This is a genomic window from Pseudomonas sp. SWRI77 (assembly GCF_014269105.1).
In the GTDB taxonomy this organism is placed as follows: Bacteria; Pseudomonadota; Gammaproteobacteria; order Pseudomonadales; family Pseudomonadaceae; genus Aquipseudomonas; species Aquipseudomonas capeferrum.
Genome location: NZ_JABWRV010000043.1, coordinates 1 through 18,231, shown reverse-complemented (window position 1 = coordinate 18,231; position 18,231 = coordinate 1). Strand labels below are relative to the sequence as shown.

2 protein-coding genes are annotated in these 18,231 nt (G+C 67.3%); both read right to left on the bottom strand.

The genetic code is table 11. From position 1 onward, the window contains the following. The coding region (locus HU766_RS25445; protein WP_186661649.1) for a non-ribosomal peptide synthetase at positions 1–8,112 on the bottom strand (8,112 nt) is incomplete at its 3' end. Beyond that, the coding region (locus HU766_RS25440; RefSeq protein WP_186661640.1) for a non-ribosomal peptide synthetase at positions 8,109–18,231 on the bottom strand (10,123 nt) is incomplete at its 5' end. The genes HU766_RS25445 and HU766_RS25440, both read right to left, overlap by 4 nt.

Here is an 18,231-nt window from a genome sequence, read left to right as displayed (position 1 = left end):
GGCCAACAGGCCAACCACCATCGACAGCCCACGTTCGACGCAGATCGCCACCCGATCATCAGGCTTCACGCCCAACGCGATCAGGTGATGTGCCAGGCGGTTGGCCTGTTCGTTCAGCTCGCGGTAGCTCAACAAACCTTCCTCGGCCCGCACTGCAACCGCATCCGGTGTGCGCACGACCTGAGCTTCGATCAGCCCATGCAGGGTCTGCTCAAGGTCGTAAGCCACCGCAGTATCGTTGAAGCCCTGCAGCAACCGCTTGCGCTCATCGGCATCGGGCAACCCGGTATGGGCAGGGATGGCCCGATCACTTTCAGCGAAGGTCCACAGTAACTGTTCGAAATACCCCGCATAACGCTCGATGGTGGCCCGCTCGAACAGGGCTGTCGCGTAGACGATACCGCCAGCAAAGCCATCGCCAGACTCGCCCAGGCTCAGGCTCAGGTCAAACTTGGCAATGCATGCCGGCCCACCCACTGCGCTCACCGTCAGGTCGGCCAACTGCAGCGCCTGCCGCTCCGGGCTGGCCTCCCAGTCCAGGGTGGCCTGGTAGAGCGGCGTATGCGCCAGGCTGCGGCGTGGGCGCAGCAGCTCGACCACCTGCTCGAACGGCAGGTCCTGGTGCGCCTGCCCGGCCAGCACCACAGCCTTGACCCTGGCCAGCAACGTGGCGACATCCGGTGCATCCGAAGTCTGCACGCGCAACGCCATGGCGTTCACGAACATGCCGACCAGGCCATCCACTTCGGCTTGCCTGCGGTTGGCCACGGGCGAGCCGATCACCACTTCGTCCTGGCCAGCCAGCCGGCTCAACAGCACCGCCCAGGCCGCCATGAACAGCATGTAAGGCGTCACGCCATGGCGCCGGCACAGCGCTTTCAAGTCGCGGCTCAAGCGCGGCTCCAGGCACACCGCGACGCTGTCACCGGCATATTGCTGGCGCTCGGGCCGTGGGTGGTCCCAGGGCAGGCTGATCAGCGCCGGTGCCCCGGCCAACTGGCCGACCCAGTAATCGGCCTGCTGGCGCAGCGCATCGCCGCTCAGCCAGTGCCGCTGCCACAGGGCATAGTCGATGTACTGCACAGGCAAGGCTGGCAACGGGTCGTCGCCACCGCTGCCGAAGGCCTGGTACAGCGCGCCAAGCTCGCGTACCAACACCGCCAGCGACCAGCCATCGGCCACCAGGTGATGCAAGGTCAGCAACAGCACATGGTGGTCCGGGGCGAGCTGCAGCATGCGCGCCCGCACCGGCAAGTCCCTGGCCAGGGCGAAGGGTCGGCCGGCCTCCTCGCGAATCAGCGCCGCCAGCGCTAGCTCATCCAGCCCACTGCAGATTTCCCAGCCAAGCTGGAAGCCATCGCTGCCGCTGGCCAGTACCACCTGCGGCTCGCCGTCCCGCTCCACAAAATGGCTGCGCAAAATCTCATGGCGCTCGACCAGGCGCCGCAAGGCCCGCTCCAGCGCCGCGCGGTCCAGGCGGCCCTGCAAGCGCAGGGCCAGCGGAATGTGATAGGCCGCACTGGCCTCTTCCATCTGCGCCAGAAACCACAGCCGCTGCTGGGCGAACGACAACGGCAAGGCGCCCTGGCGTGGGCCCGGCTGGATAGCCGGCAACGCATTGCCGTCATGGGCCAGGCGCGCCGCCACCGCCGCCAGGCTGTCATCGGCGAACAGATCGCCCAGGGCCAGCTCAAGGCCCAGGCGTTGGCGAACCTGGGCCACCATGCGCATCGCCAGCAACGAATGGCCCCCCAGTTCGAAGAAGCGGTCCTGGCGCCCGACGCTCTGCAGTTGCAGCAGTTCGCCCCACAGCGTGGCCAGTGCCTGCTCGCGCTCGCCTTCGGGCGCTTCGTAAGCCGTCAGCGCAAGGTCCTGGGGCCCCGGTGCCGGCAAGGCCTGGCGATCGACCTTGCCGTTGTTGTTCAGGGGCATCCGTGGCAACGCGACAAAGGCGCTCGGCACCATGTACTCCGGCAAGCGGCCACGCAGGAACGCGCGCAGCTCTGTGGCCTGCAGCGCTGCCTCGAGCGGGGTGAACCAGGCCACCAGCCGCAGCGGCCCCTGTTCGCCAGGCACGGCCATCACCACCACCTCGCCAACCCCCGGTGCCAAGGCCAACTGCTGCTCGATTTCACCCAGCTCGATCCGGTAGCCGCGGATCTTGACCTGGTCGTCATTGCGCCCCAGGCACTCCAGTAGGCCGTCAGACTGCCAGCGCACCAAGTCGCCGGTGCGGTACAGCCTGGCACCGGGTTGCTGGCTGAACGGGTCATCGATGAAACGCTGCGCCGTCAGCTCCGGGCGATTCAGGTAGCCCAGGGCTACACCGTCACCGCCGATGTACAGCTCACCGACCACACCCTGCGGCACGGGTTGCTGCCAGGCGTCCAGCACATACACCTGTGTGTTGCCGATAGGCCGGCCAATCGGCACCTGAGGCGCGTTCGGCGCCAGTTCATGCACTTCGAAAGTGACCGCGAAGGTGGTGGTTTCGGTCGGCCCGTAGCCATTGACCAGGCGCAACCCAGGCGCCTTCTGCAGCAGCGTACGGAAGGCCGCGGGCTCTGCACGCTCACCGCCGCTGATCAGCACGCGCAGCAGCGCCAGGGCATCGGGGATCAGTTGCACGTACTGGTTGAACAGCGCCGTGGTCAGGAACAGCACGGTGATGCCTTGGTCCACCAGCGCCGCCGCGAAACGCTGCGGGTCGACCAGCGTGTGGTGATCGATCACCCGCACCTGCCCGCCGTTGAGCAGTGCGCCCCAGACCTCCAGGGTGCTGGCATCGAATGCCGGGTTGGAGGCGAAGGCGATACGGTCGCCCGCCGTCAGTTCGGCAAAGCTGTCGTTCAGCACCAGCCGCGCGATGCCCCGGTGCGTGACGCAAACGCCCTTGGGTTTGCCGGTGGTGCCGGAGGTGTACATCACATAGGCCGTGCTCCCAGCGTCCTGGGCCAGCCCAGGGTTGTGGCCGGGCTGGTCGTCGAGTGACAGTTGGTCGAGGTTCACACGCCGCACCGCAAGATCGACTGGCGTAGCGGCAAGCGTCAGCACTGCGGCGGCCAGGCAGTCCTCGACCATGAACGCCTGGCGATCGGCGGGGGCATGGATGTCCAACGGTACATAGACCGCACCACACTTGAGCACTGCCAGTTGCGCCACCAGCAGTTGCAACGAGCGCGGCAACAACACCGCAACGCAGGCGCCCGGCGCCACACCGGTGCCCATCAGGTAATGCGCCAGGCGGTTGGCGCGTTCATTAAGCGTGGCGTAGTCCACGGACTGGTCGCCATGCACCGCCGCCAGTGCCAGCGGGTGGCGGGCCACGCGCTGTTCGAACAGGCGGTCCACCGCACATTCGCGAGGGTAGTCGCGCTGGGTGGCATTGAAGCCATTCAGTAATGCCTGGCGTTCTGCGTCGCCAACCAGCTGCACCTGCGCCAGTGGCTGTTGATCGTTATCGATCATGGCCCACATCAACGTCTCGAAGTAGCCCACATAGCGCCGCACGGTGGCTTCGTCGAACAGCGAAGTGGCGTAGTCGAGGCTGCCACGCAAGTTGTCGCCATGCTCGCCAAGGTTCAGCGTCAGGTCGAACTTGGCCACCTGGCCAGCCTGGGCCACGGCTTCCAGTTGCAGGCCCGGCAACTGCAAGGCGGCACCCTCGGTGGCCTGCCAGTTCAGGGTGGCCTGGAACAACGGCGTATGGCCCAGGCTGCGCAGCGGGCGGACGATTTCCACCACCTGTTCGAACGGCAAGTCCTGGTGCGCCTGGGCGTCCAGTACACGCGCGCGCACCTGCTCTAGCAGGGCGTGCGCTGTCGGTGCTGTTGCAGTGTCGATGCGCACGGCCAGGGTATTGACGAACACGCCCACCAAGGGCTCCAGCTCGGCACGGCCGCGGCCCGCCACAGGGCAACCGATCACCACCTCAGCTTGGCCGGACAACCGCGACAGCACGCCAGCCCAGGCGCTGAGCACGGCCATGTACAGCGTCACCCCATGACGCTGGGCCAGGGTGCGCAGGCCCGCCGCCAGGCGTGGCTCCAGCTGCAGTGGCAGGCTTGCCCCGGCAAAGTCCTGGCGCTCGGGGCGTGGGCGGTCGCTGGGTAGCTTGAGCAGGCTAGGCGCGCCGTCCAGGGCCTGGCGCCAGTAATCGGCCTGGCGCTGCAACTGGGCGCCGGATAGCCAGCGGCGCTGCCAAACGGCGTAATCGCCATACTGAATGGCCAACGCCGGCAGTGGTTCATCCCTGCCTTGGCAGATGGCGGTGTACAGCGCGCTCAACTCGTGGGTGAGCACACCCAGCGACCAGCCGTCGGCGACGATATGGTGCACGGTCAAGGCCAGCACATGATGCTCGGCGCCCAGGCGCAGCAGACACGCCCGCAGCAACGGCCCGTGGGCCAGGTCGAACGGCGCACTGGCCGCTTCATGCAAGCGGGCTGGCAGGGCATCGGCGCCAATGCCTTCGCGCTGGAACCACTCGCCACCCGCTGTGGCTGCAAACACCACCTCGGCACTGGCATCACGCGGCACGAAGCGGCTGCGCAAGGTTTCGTGGCGCTCGATGATCCGCAGCAATGCAGTCTCGAGGGCATCCGCGTCCAGTGGCCCGCGCAGGCCCAGGGCCATCGGCACGTTGTAAGCCTGGTTGCCGCCGTCCATCTGCGCCAGAAACCACAACCGCTGCTGGGCAAACGACATTGGCAGCGGCGCATCGCGTGGCACCGGGCATATCGCCGGCAGCTCGCTGCGCTCGGCCTTGGCCAGCACGTCGGCCACCGCAGCCAGCTCCGGGTTGGCGAACAGTTCGCTCAGGCTCAGCTCGACGCCCAGGCGCACGCGCACTTGGGAGACCATGCGCATGGCCAGCAAGGAATGGCCGCCAAGGCTGAAGAAATGGTCGCGACGGCCGACGCGTTCGACCTGCAGCAGCTCGGCCCACACGTGCGCCAGGGCCTGCTCCAGCTCGCCCACGGGGGCCTCGTAACCCTGCTCGAACAATGCCGAGCGGTCAGGCTGCGGCAATGCCCGGCGGTCGAGTTTGCCATTGGCGGTCAGCGGCAACGCCTGCAGCGCGACGAACGCCACCGGCACCATGTATTCGGGCAAGTGCGCCTGCAACTGGGCACGCAGGCCTTCGGGGGTGAGCGGCTCGACGTCAGCCTGGGCGGTGAAGTAAGCCACCAGCCGTGGCTGGCCGGGCTGGTCCTCGCGGGCCAGCACCACCGCCTCATCGATGCCGGCCAAGGCGCTCAGGCGGCTTTCGATTTCGCCCAGTTCGATGCGTACGCCGCGGATCTTGACCTGGTCGTCGTTGCGCCCCAGGTAGTCCAGGGTGCCGTCGGGCAACCAGCGCACCAGGTCGCCCGTGCGGTACATACGCCCACCGGCCGTGGCGACGAAGGGGTCGTCAAGGAAGCGCTCGGCGGTCAATGCCGGGCGGTTCAGGTAGCCCCGGGCAACCCCGGCACCGCCAATGTACAGCTCCCCTGGCACGCCCAGCGCGACAGGTTGCTGATGGGCGTCGAGGACATACAGGCGCGCGTTATCGACCGGCCGGCCGATGTGCAGCGCCGCGCCGGGCTCCAACACGCCAGAGCTGGCCACCACGGTGGTTTCAGTGGGGCCGTAGTTGTTGACCACGGCAAAGCGCTGGGTGCGGTTGAACTGGCGCAGGCGGTCGCCGCCGATCAACAGAGTGCGCAAAGTCGGGTGTTCGAGCTGGTGATTGAAGGCGTATTCGGCCACCGGCGTGGGCAGGAAACTGACGTCCAGCGGCTGTGCCTGCCACCAGGCGAGCATGGCGTCGAGGTCTTCGTTGCCCTGGGATGCCGGCGCCAGGTGCAACGTGGCCCCGGCACACAACGCCGGCCAGACTTCCCAGGCCATGGCATCGAAACCAAAGCCGGCCAGGCTCGACGTGTGCCGGCCAGGGCACAGGTCGAAGGCGCGGCAATGCCAGTCGACCAGGTTGTTGACCGTGCGGTGCTCAACCATCACCCCCTTGGGCTGACCGGTCGAGCCCGAGGTGTAGATCACATAGGCCAGGTTGCTTGCATCCAGGCCGGGCACAAGGGGGTTACTGTCGCAGGCGGGCCAGCCCGGCTGGTCCAGCAGCAGCACCGGCACCTCGACGGGCCCCAGGCGCGCCTGCAATGCCTGTTGCGTCAGTACCACCACCGGGCCGCTGTCGCTGAGCAGGTAGTGCACGCGCTCATCCGGGTGGGCCGGGTCTACCGGCACGTAGCCCGCCCCTGCCTTGAGCACAGCCAACAAGCCAACCAGCGTCTCCAGGCTGCGCCGGGCGACCACGGCGACACGGTCATCGGGCCGCACCCCCAGGCTGATCAGGTGCTGCGCAAGGGCATTGGCCTGGCGGTTGAGCGCGGCGTAAGTCAGGCACGCGCCGGCGCAGGTGGCGGCAACGTGGTCAGGGTACTGCTCGGCCAGTTGTGCGATGCGCTGGTGCAGCGCCAGCTGCCGTTCGTAGCTGGCCGGGTAATCGTTGAACGTTTCCAGCAGTTGCTGGCGCTCGCTGTCAGGCAGCATGGCAAGCGCCATGACCGCTGCCTGAGGGGCCTGCAACAGGCCTTCAAGGACCTGCTGCAAATACCCGCAGACGCGCTGCGCCGGGACCTCGGCACTGGCCAGCAAGGTCAGGCGAAAGCCCTCGCCCAGGTCATCGACGCTCAAGGTCAACGGGTAGTTGGTGGCCTCGGCGGACTCGACGATGTCGATACCCGCCAGGGCTGCGCGGCGAGGCTGGGCAGTGTCCACCGCGCTGTGACGGTAGTTGAGCAAGGCATTGAACAGCGGCGCCGGCGCTGCCACACCGCTGCAACGCTGGGCCAGCGCCAGGGGCGCGTGTTCGTGGCGCATCAATGCACTCAGCCGCTGGTGGGTGGCGCGAATGGCCGTTGCCAGGTCCTCGCTGCCCAGGTCCACACGTACTGGCAGGGTGTTGATGAAAATCCCCAACGCCCGGTCAGTGGCTTCGGCCCCTTGCAGGCGCCCCATCAGTACCGTGCCGAACACCACCTGCTCACGGCCGGTCAGCCCCCCCAGCACACGCCCCCAGGCCAGGTGGAACACGCTGGCGACGCTCACCCCCAGGCTGCGCGCCAGGGTGCGCAGTTGCTGGCACAGGGCGAGCGGCAGGTCGAGCGAGTGCTCGTTGTGCACTTCGCCAACGCCTTGCACATCCTGGATGCCATACGCCAGAGTCGATTCATCAATGCCCTCCAGCATGTCGCGGAAGAACGCCTCGTGCTCGGCCTCGCTGATCCCCAGCACGGCCTGCGCCACGTAGTTGCGAAACGGCACCGGCGTGCCCAGGCGCTCGCCCTCGCCCGCCAGAAACGCGATCAGTTCGTGGCGCACCACCTCCAGGGCACTGTGGTCCATGGCGATGTGATGAAACTGCAGGGTGGCACTCAATGCGCCATCGGCCTCTGGGGCGTCACGTAGCAGGCGGATCAGCGGCGCCTGGGTCAAGTCGAGCGTGCCGCGCTGGGGGTCGCTGGCGGGCAGTGTCGCCACTTGCAGGTCGGCACGGCGCCACACCACCTGTACCGGTGTTTCCAGCCCTTCCCAGTGCACCGAGGTGCGCAGGATATCGTGGCGGGCGATCACCCCGCGCAGGGCCTCGGCGAACGCCTGCAGGCGTGCTTCGCTGGCGAACACGAAACGCGCCTGCATCACGTAAGGGTCGCTGTCGGTGGCGCTGGCATGGTGGAACAACATGCCCTGCTGCAAGGGTGCCAGCGGGTAGATGTCCTGCACATTGGCCGCGCCGCCGGGGATGCAGGCAACGATGCCATCGAGGGTGTCCTGGTCGAGGTCGATCAGGTTGAGCATTTGCGGGGTGATGCGTGTGCAGCCAGGCGCGATCAGGTTTGCCGGCACCTGCACCGCGCCCTGTCTCACGGCCACGTACTCGCCGCGCTCGATCATCGCCACCAGCGCCGGCTTGTGCTCGCGCAGTTGCGCCACCAGTGTGGCGTCGGTCAAGGCCTGGCGATTGCCCTGGACGGCCAGCTGGCCGTCCTTCAGCGCCAGCTGCACGTTTTTGGCCGTCAGTGTTGCCAGTAGTTGGTTGATGCTCACAGGACGATCTCCATTCTGTCTGTGATGGCTGCGTAGCCTGCCAATGTCGGTTGGTCGAACAGGGCGCGCACATCGGCTTCCAGGCCTTGGTCGCGCAGGCGGGAGGTCAGGGTCACTGCCAGCAGTGAGTGGCCGCCCAGTTCGAAGAAGTTGTCGTGGCGCCCTACCCGCTCCACGCCCAGCAGTTCGGCCCAGATCGTGGCCAGCAGGGTCTCGGTGTCGCCTTCGGGGGCTTGGTATTCGCGGTGTTGCAGGGCTTCGGCGTCCGGCAGCGGCAAGGCCTTGCGGTCGAGCTTGCCATTGGGGCTCAGCGGTAGCGCCGGCAGGTGCATGAACAGCGCGGGCACCATGAACGCTGGCAGATGAGCCAGCAGTGCACTGCGCAGGGCTTCCACGGCCTGCTGCTCGCCGGTGTAGTACGCCACCAGACGCTGGTCGCGGGCGATAACGACCGCTTCCTTGACGCCGTCGATGGCGGTGAGCCCGGCCTGGATTTCACCCAGCTCGATGCGCAGGCCATGGATCTTCACCTGATCGTCGTTGCGGCCCAGGTACTCGATATTGCCATCGCTCAGGTGCCGCGCCAGGTCGCCGGTGCGGTACAGGCGTGCGCCGGGGCGAGTGCTGAACGGGTCGTCGATGAAGCGTTCGGCGGTCAGTTCGGCGCGGTTGAGGTAGCCACGGGCGACTTGCACACCGCCGATGAACAGCTCGCCAGCGACGCCTTGCGGTACTGGCTGGCCCAGCGTATCGAGCACGTACAGCGTGGTGTTGGCGATGGGCTTGCCGATTGGGGTGTTGTCCGGCGCCGTCATGCAATGCCAGACGCTGACGTCCACCGCCGCTTCTGTCGGGCCATACAGGTTATGCAGTTCGACCGTTGGCAACTGCGCGTGGAAGCGCCGTACCAGGCTGCCCGGCAGGGCTTCACCGCTGCACAGCACGCGCTTGAGGGCATCTGCCGAAGCGTCGCCGTGGGCCAGGAACACATCCAGCATCGATGGCACGAAGTGCAAGGTGGTGACGCCTTCGCTGCGGATCACCTGACGCAGGTACTCCGGATCGCGATGGCCACCGGGACGAGCCATGACCAGGCGTGCGCCGGTTTGCAGCGGCCAGAGGAACTCCCATACAGACACGTCGAAGCTGAATGGGGTCTTTTGCAAGACAACGTCTTCTGCGCCGAGGTTGTAGGCGTCCTGCATCCACAGCAGGCGGTTGACCACACCGGCGTGCTCGTTCATCACACCTTTCGGCAAGCCTGTAGAGCCTGAGGTGTAGATCACGTAGGCCAGATGATGCGGGGTCAACGCAGAAACTACCGGGTTGCTGGAAGGCTGCGCGTTCCAGGTTGGCTGGTCCAGATCAATTAGCCGGGCCGCTTCCGGTACGTGTCGCGTAGCGCTGTGCACCAGCACCGCCACCGGCGCGCTGTCGCTCAGCATGTGGCGCACGCGTTCGGTCGGGTAATCCGGGTCCACCGGCACATAGGCGCCGCCCGCCTTGAGGATGGCCAACAGGCCAACCACCATCGACAGCCCACGTTCGACGCAGATCGCCACCCGATCATCAGGCTTCACGCCCAACGCGATCAGGTGATGTGCCAGGCGGTTGGCCTGTTCGTTCAGCTCGCGGTAGCTCAACAAACCTTCCTCGGCCCGCACTGCAACCGCATCCGGTGTGCGCACGACCTGAGCTTCGATCAGCCCATGCAGGGTCTGCTCAAGGTCGTACGCCGCCGCCGTATCATTGAAGCCCACCAACACCCGCTGGCGCTCCTCTGGCTCCAGCACCGGCAAGCGCTGCAACGCCAACTCAGGCGTCTGCTCCAGGGCCTCGGCCATGGCCTCCAGCACCTGGTTCATCTGCCCGCAAATACGAGCCGCACCCACTTCGGCCGGGGTCATGGCAACCAGGCGGAAGCCTTCACCCAGGTCGTCCACGTTCAGGCCCAACGGGTAGTTGCTGCGCTCCTGGCTCTCGAGGTTCTCCATACCCTGGGTAGCCTGACGCTGGCTGTCAGTGACCTGCGTACTGTGCCGGTAGTTGAGCATGGCGCTGAACAACGGCAAGGGTGCAGCCACGCCACTGCAACGCTGGGCCAATGCCAAGGATGCGTGCTCATGGGCCAGCAAGGCGCTGAGGCGCTGATGCACGGCCTGCGCACCCTCGCGCAGGCTCACTTCGTTCAGGTCGACCCGCAGCGGCAAGGTGTTGATGAACATGCCCAGCGCCCGCTCGGCGCCTTCGCCGCCTTGCAAACGGCCAAGCAGCACCGTGCCGAACACCACCTGGTCCTTGCCGCTGGCAGCCGCCAGCAGGCGTGCCCACGCCAGGTGGAATAGGCTGGCAACGCTGATCCCCAGCTGCCGGCCGTGCTGACGCAGACGTTGTGCCAGGTCGTCCCGCAGCCACAGCTGGGCCTCTTCGATGTCGCGGCCATCGCCTTGTACATCGCTGAGGCCGAACGGCAGGGTCGGTTCGTCGATATCCGCCAACTGCTCGCGGAAGAACGCTTCGTGTTCGGCCTGGCTGATACCCAGGCGCGCCTGGGCTACATAGTTGCGATATGGCACCGGCGCCTGCGCCGGCTCGCCAGCGCCCTGCAGGTAACCGATCAGTTCCTCGCCGACCACCTCCATGGCGGTGTGGTCGAGCACGATGTGGTGGAACTGCAGGGTCGCTTCGATACGTTCCGTACCCGGCTGCTGGGTGTAGCGCAGGCGGATCAGCGGTGCCTGGCCCAGGTCGAGCGTTGCATCGCGCTCATCGCCGCCCGGCATGACCGACAACGGCGCATGCCGCCAGACCACCTGCACGGCTTGCGGCAGGCCCTGCCAAAGCACAGCAGTGCGCAGCACGTCATGCCTGGCGATGACCTTGCCCAGCGCTGTGGCAAAGTGGTCCAGGTGCTCGCGGCTGGCAAAGGCGAAGCGTGACTGCAACACATAAGGGTCATGGGCCTGCGCGCTGAGGTGGTGATAGAGAATGCCCTCCTGCAACGGCGCCAACGGGTAGATGTCCTGCACATTGCTGGCGCCGCCCGGCACCTGGGCAACGATGCGCTCGATGGCCGCCTGCTCCAGCGCGATCAGGGGCAGCATGCCCGGGGTGATGTGCTGGCAGCCAGCCGGGATCAGGTTGGCCGGCACCTGCACCTGGCCTCCCTGGCCCAGGGTTGCTGCCAGCGCCGCCACGGTCGGTTGGCCGAACAGCGTGCGCACATCGACCTGCAAGCCTTCCCGGCGCAGGCGCGCGGTCAGGTTCACGGCCAGCAGCGAATGGCCACCCAGCTCGAAGAAGTTGTCGTGCCGGCCCACGCGTTCGACGCCCAGCATGTCGGCCCATACTGCCGCGAGGGCGGTTTCCACCTCACCTTGCGGGGCAACGTGGGCCTGGCCTGCGAGCAGGTTCGGGTCGGGGTCGGGCAACGCGTTGCGGTCAAGCTTGCCATGGCTGGTCAACGGCAATGCCGGCAGGTGCATGAAGGCCATCGGCACCAGGTGCGCGGGCAGGCTTGCCTGCAACGCCTGGCGCAGTGTGTCCACGGCCACCGGTGCGGTTTCGGTGAACCAGGCCAGCAACCGCTCGCCGCGCACCAGCACCACCGCATCGCCAATACCGGGCTGGGCGGCCAACACGCTTTCGATCTCGCCAAGCTCCACGCGTACACCACGGATCTTCACCTGGTCGTCGTTACGGCCCAGGTAGTCGAGGGTGCCGTCAGCGTTCCAGCGCACCAGGTCACCCGTGCGGTACAGCCGCGCCTCGGGTTGCCCGCTGAACGGGTCGGCGACAAAGCGCTCTGCGGTCAGTTGCGGGCGGTTGAAGTAACCGCGGGCGACCCCCGCCCCGCCAATGTACAACTCGCCCACGGCGCCCACTGGCAGCGGTTGCTGGCGTTCGTCGAGCACATACACCCGGGTGTTGGCGATCGGCATGCCGATATGCAGCGCACCGGCCGCCGCCAACTGCCCGGAGGTGGCAACCACCGTGGCCTCGGTGGGCCCATAGTTGTTGACCAGGGCAAAGCCTGGGTCACGCTCGAACTGGCGCAGGCGATCCCCCCCGACCAGCAGCGTGCGCAAGGTCGGGTGCTGGCGCTCGCGGCGCAGCGCTTGCTCGGCCACCGGCGTTGGCAGGAAGCTGACCGCCAGCGGTTGCGCAAGCCACCAGTCGAGCAGTTCATCGACGTGCTCAGCGGCGATACGCGCAGGCGGCAGGTGCAGCACGGCCCCGGTACACAACGCCGGCCAAACCTCCCAGGCCACCGCATCGAAGCCGAAACCGGCCACCGTGCTGGTATGGCTACCAGCGTTCAGGGCAAAGGCCTCACCGTGCCAATGCACCAGGTTGGCCAGTGTGGCGTGCTCGACCATCACCCCTTTGGGCTGGCCGGTAGAGCCGGAGGTGTAGATCACGTACGCCAGTTGGCGATCATCCAGGCCAGCCACACGCGGGTTGCTGTCGGCTGCGCCCTGCCAGGCATCGCGGTGCAACTGGACGCAAGGGGTCTCGCCGACCAGCGCCAGGGTGGCGGACTCGACCAGCACCAGTGCCGGTGCGCTGTCTTCGAGCAGGTAGGCGATGCGCTCGGCCGGGTACGCCGGGTCGATCGGCACGTAGGCTGCACCGGCCTTGAGCACGGCCAGCAGTGCCAGCACGCGCTCCAGGGTACGCGGCAAGCACAACGCAACCCGGTCGCCGACCTTTACCCCACGCTCGATCAGGTGGTGGGCGAGGCGGTTGGCGCTGCGGTTCAGCTCGCCATAGCTCAGCACCTGGCCATCCTGCACCAACGCCGCCGCTTGCGGCGTGCGGGCCGCCTGGGCTTCGACCAGGGCGTGCACGGTGAACCCTTTCGGGTAGTCGCGTGCGGTGGTATTGAAGGCTTCCAGCACCTGTCGGCGCGCTGCCGGGTCGAGGATCGACAACGTATCCACCGGTTTGTCCGGCGTTTGGGTCAGGGCCTGCAACAGCTCGATCAGGGCCTGGTTCATCCAGCCAGCAACCCGTTCGGCGCCGATGCCCTCCTGGGCCAGCACGCTCAGGGCAAACCCTTCACCCAGGTCGTCGACACTCAGGGTCAGCGGGTAATTGCTGCGCTCCTCGCCGCCCAGCAGGCGCACGCCCGGGGTGCCGGTATCGGCCTCGGCAGGTGCCCCTGCCGTGCTGTGCCGGTAGTTGAACAAGGCGCTGAACAACGGCGTGGAGGCCGCCACGCCACTGCAACGCTGGGCCAATGCCAAGGACGCGTGCTCGTGCGCCAGTAACGCCGAGAGCCGCTGGTGGGTGATGCGCACCGCTTGCGCCACGGGTGCGCAGAGGTCGATGCGCAGCGGCAGGGTATTGATGAACACGCCCAACGCCCGGTCGGCCCCTTCGCCGCCCTGCAAGCGCCCCATCAGTACCGTGCCGAATACCACATCGGTGCGGTTGGCGAGCACCCCGAGCACCCGTGCCCAGGCCAGGTGCGCCAGGCTGGCGGCGCTCACCCCGAGGCGTCGCGCCTGCTCGCGCAGGCCGCGTGCCAAGCTGGCATCGATGGCCAGGCGGGCTTCTTCGATGGCGCGGCCATCCCCCTGCACATCGGCCAGACCGAACGGCAAGGTTGGCGCGTCGAGGTCGCCCAGCATGTCGCGGAAGAACGCCTCGTGGCCGGCATCGTCGGCCCCCAGGCGCGCCTGGGCGACATAGGTGCGGTAAGGCACTGGCGCCGGCAAACGCTCGCCATGGCCCGCCAGCACCGCCTGCATCTCGCTGGCGATGACTTCCATGGCGGTGTGGTCCAGGGCCAGGTGGTGGAACTGCAACATCGCCACCACACGCTGGTTGGCCGGGTCGTCGGCATGCAGCAGGCGCAACAGCGGTGCACGCGACAAGTCCAGGCGCTGGTGGCGGGCGTCGAAGCGTGCCTGCAAGGCGTCGATCACCGAGCCGGCGGCCAAGTCGTCGATTGCGCACACCTGCATCCGCGCTTCACGCCATACCACCTGCACGGCGTGCTCCAAGCCTTCACTGACCACCGCAGTACGCAGGATGTCGTGCCGGTCGATGACCTGCTGCAAGGCACCCGCCCAGCGCTGCAACTGCGCCAGGTTGTCGAACGCCAGGCGCGATTGCAGCAGATACGGGTCGCCCTGTGCGGCGCTCAGGTGGTGGTACAGGATGCCCTCCTGCAACGGCGCCAGCGGGTAGATCTCCTGCACATTGGCCGCGCCGCCGGGTACGGTGGCGACGATACGGTCGATACTGGCCTGGTCGAGCGTGATCAGGCTGAGCATGTCCGGGGTAATGTGGCGGGCACCTTGCGGCACACGGTTGGCCGGCACCTGCACTTCGCGCCCGCTGCCCACCGCAGCAGCCAAAGCTGCCAGCGTCGGTTGGGCAAACAGCACACGCACATCGGCGCCAAGGCCGGCCTTGCGCATGCGCTCGACCAGGGTCACGGCCAGCAGCGAGTGGCCGCCCAGTTCGAAGAAATGGTCGTGGCGGCCGACCTGCGCGACCTTGAGCAGCTCGGCCCAGATCGCTGCCAAGGTGGTTTCGACCTCACCCTGCGGAGCCTCGAACGCACGGTTCAGCACGGCATCACTGCCTGGCTGCGGCAAGGCACTGCGGTCAAGCTTGCCGTTGGCGGTCAGCGGCAGCCCACCCAGGCAGACATAGGCGGCCGGCAGCATGTAGTCCGGCAACTGGCCTTGCAACTGCTGGTGCAGTTCGGCAATGCCTGGGGCAGGCTCACTGGCGGTGAAATAAGCCACCAGGCGCTTGTCGCCCGGCACATCTTCGCGCACCACCACCGCCGTCTCGCGGATACCGGCGCACGCCCCCAGGCGCGCTTCGATCTCGCCCAGTTCGACACGGAAGCCGCGCAGCTTGATCTGCTGGTCGGCACGGCCCAGGTAGCGCAAGGTACCGTCGGCCTGCCAGCAGGCCAGGTCGCCACTGCGGTACATGCGCGCACCCGGCTCGCGGCTGAACGGGTCGTCGAGGAAGCGTTCGGCGGTCAGCGCGGGCTGGCCGAGGTAACCCAGGGCGACGCCGTCGCCACCGATGTACAGCTCACCGACCGCGCCGACTGGCAACGGCTGCTGACGCGCATCGAGCACATAGCAGCGGCCATTGCCGATCGGTTTGCCGATGGGAATGCTGCCCGCATCGACCGCACGGATGGCGTAGGTGGTACTGAACGTCGTGGCTTCGGTCGGGCCATAGCCATTGAGCAGGTGCGCCGGGGCGCCATGGCGCAATACCCGGTTGACCACGGCCGGGTCCAGTACATCGCCGCCAACCATCAGGTAACGCAGCTTGGCGAAGGCCGGCAGCAAGTCGTCGGCAAACTGGTGGAACAAGCCGGCAGTCAGCCACAGCACCGTCACGCCCTGCTCCAGCAACACCTCACGCAGGGCCTGACGCGACAGCACCTGGTGCTGGTCGATGACCACCACTGCGCCGCCGTTGAGCAGCGGCGCCCAGACTTCCAAGGTGCTGGCGTCGAACGCCGGGTTGGAGGCGAACGCGACGCGGTCCTGGCAGGTGAAGTCGGCGAAGCCGTTGTTGATCACCAGGCGCACGATGGCCCGGTGCGGTACCTGCACGCCCTTGGGGGTGCCGGTAGAGCCGGAGGTATACATGATGTAGGCGGCGCTTTCGGCATCCACCACCAGGCCCGGAGACTGCTGCGGGTAGCCGGCAAGGTCAAGGCGGTCCAGCTCGACGCGCAGGGCGTGGCCCACCACGTGTTCACTGCTGAGGGTGAGCAACACCCGCGCCTGGCTGTCATCGAGCATGAAGGCCTGGCGTTCGACCGGCGCATTGCTGTCCAGCGGTACGAACACCGCCGCGCACTTGCTGGCCGCCAGTTGCGCCGCCAGCAGTTCGATGCTGCGTGGCAACAACAGCGCAACCCGGTCACCAGGGCGTACGCCCAGGCCCAACAGGTGATGAGCCAGGCGGTTGGCGTGCTGTTCGAGCTGCGCGTAGCTCCATTGCCGGTCACCGTGCAACACCGCCGGCGCAGTAGGGCTGAGCGCGGCATAGGTGTCGAACAGGGTATGCAGCGCCTGTTCGCGTGGGTAATCGCGGCGGGTGGCGTTGAAGCCTTGAAGCACCCGCTCGCGCTCGGCTGGCGCCAGGCTGCTCACCTGGTGCAAGGCCATGGACGGTGCCTGTGCAAGGGCCTCGGCCAATTGTTCGAGGGCGGTGCTCAGCAACTGACAGACTTGCGCGCCATCGACCTCTGGCACCGCTTGCACGGTCAGCACAAAGGCGTCGCCCAGGTCGTCGACATTGACCACCAGTGGGTAGTTGCTGCGCTCATGTGCGGCCAGTTGTTCGATACCCTGCCAGGCCCGGCGCAGCTCGGCCTTGGCCGGGGCACTGTGGCGGAAGTTGAGCAGGCTGGTGAACAGCGCCTGGGACGCGGGCACTGCGCTGCAACGCTGGGCCAGGGCCAGCGAGGCTTGCTCGTGGGCCAGCAAACGCGCCAGACGCTGGTGGGTCAGGCGCACGCCCTCGGCCACCGCCATCGCGCCCACGCTCACCCGCAGCGGCAAGGTATTGATGAACATGCCCAGCGCCCGTTCGGCCCCCTCGCCGCCTTGCAGGCGGCCGAGCAGCACGGTGCCGAACACTACCTCTTCGCGCCCGGACAATTGCGCCAGCACCTGCCCCCAGGCCTGGTGCACCAGGCTGGCGACGCTGATACCCAGCACACGGGCCTGCTCACGCAGGCGGCCGGCCAGGGCGCTGTCTAGTGCCAGGCGGCTGTCCAGCACCCGGCTGGCATCACTGTGCGCATCGCGCAGGCCGAACACGGTGGTGGGTTCGTCGATGTCGCCCAGCAGCTCGCCGAACATGGCTTGGTCGGCCTGGGCATCGGCGCCCAGGCGCGCCTGGGCCACGTAGTTGCGGTAAGGCACGCTGGCGTGCGACAGGGCCTGGCCTTGCAGCACCGCAGTGATCTCGGCCACCAGTTGCTCGACAGCCGCATGGTCGAGAATGATGTGGTGAATCAGCAGGGTCGCCTCCACGCGACCTTCGCCTGGGCTTGGCACCAGGCGGATCAAGGGGGCCTGGTTCAGGTCGAGGGTGGTGGTGCCAGCCTGGCCGGCCACTGCAGGCGTGCTGCGCCAGACGACCTGCACGGGTTCGTCCAGGCCCTGCCAGTGGATGCTGGTGCGCAGGATATCGTGGCGGGCAATGACCTGATCCAACGCCGCGGCGAAGGCATCGAGTTCGGCCTGCCCCGGGAACGCAAAGCGCGCTTGCAGCACATAGGGGTCGGCGCCCTCGCTGGCGAGGTGGTGGTAGAGGATACCTTGTTGCAGCGGGGCCAGGCCGTAGATGTCCTGGACATTGGCCAAGCCCCCTGGGATCTGCCCGACCAGGGTGTCGATGGCCGCCTGGGACAGCTCGGCGAGCGGCAGCATGTCCGGGGTTATGCGGGTGCCATCTATCGGGATGCGGTTGGCCGGCACGCTCACGCCGGTTTCACCGCCGATGGCGGCGGCCAACGCAGCCAGGGTCGGCTCGCCGAACAGCACGCGGATATCGGCATGCAGGCCTTGCTGACGCAGGCGCGAGGTGAGGCTGACTGCCAGCAGCGAATGGCCGCCCAGTTCGAAGAAGTTGTCGTGGCGCCCTACCCGCTCCACGCCCAGTAGTTCGGCCCAGATCGTGGCCAGCAGGGTCTCGGTGTCGCCTTCGGGGGCTTGGTATTCGCGGTGTTGCAGGGCTTCGGCGTCCGGCAGCGGCAAGGCCTTGCGGTCGAGCTTGCCATTGGGGCTCAGCGGTAGCGCCGGCAGGTGCATGAACAGCGCGGGCACCATGAACGCTGGCAGATGAGCCAGCAGTGCACTGCGCAGGGCTTCCACGGCCTGCTGCTCGCCGGTGTAGTACGCCACCAGACGCTGGTCGCGGGCGATAACGACCGCTTCCTTGACGCCGTCGATGGCGGTGAGCCCGGCCTGGATTTCACCCAGCTCGATGCGCAGGCCATGGATCTTCACCTGGTCGTCGTTGCGGCCCAGGTACTCGATATTGCCATCGCTCAGGTGCCGCGCCAGGTCGCCGGTGCGGTACAGGCGTGCGCCGGGGCGAGTGCTGAACGGGTCG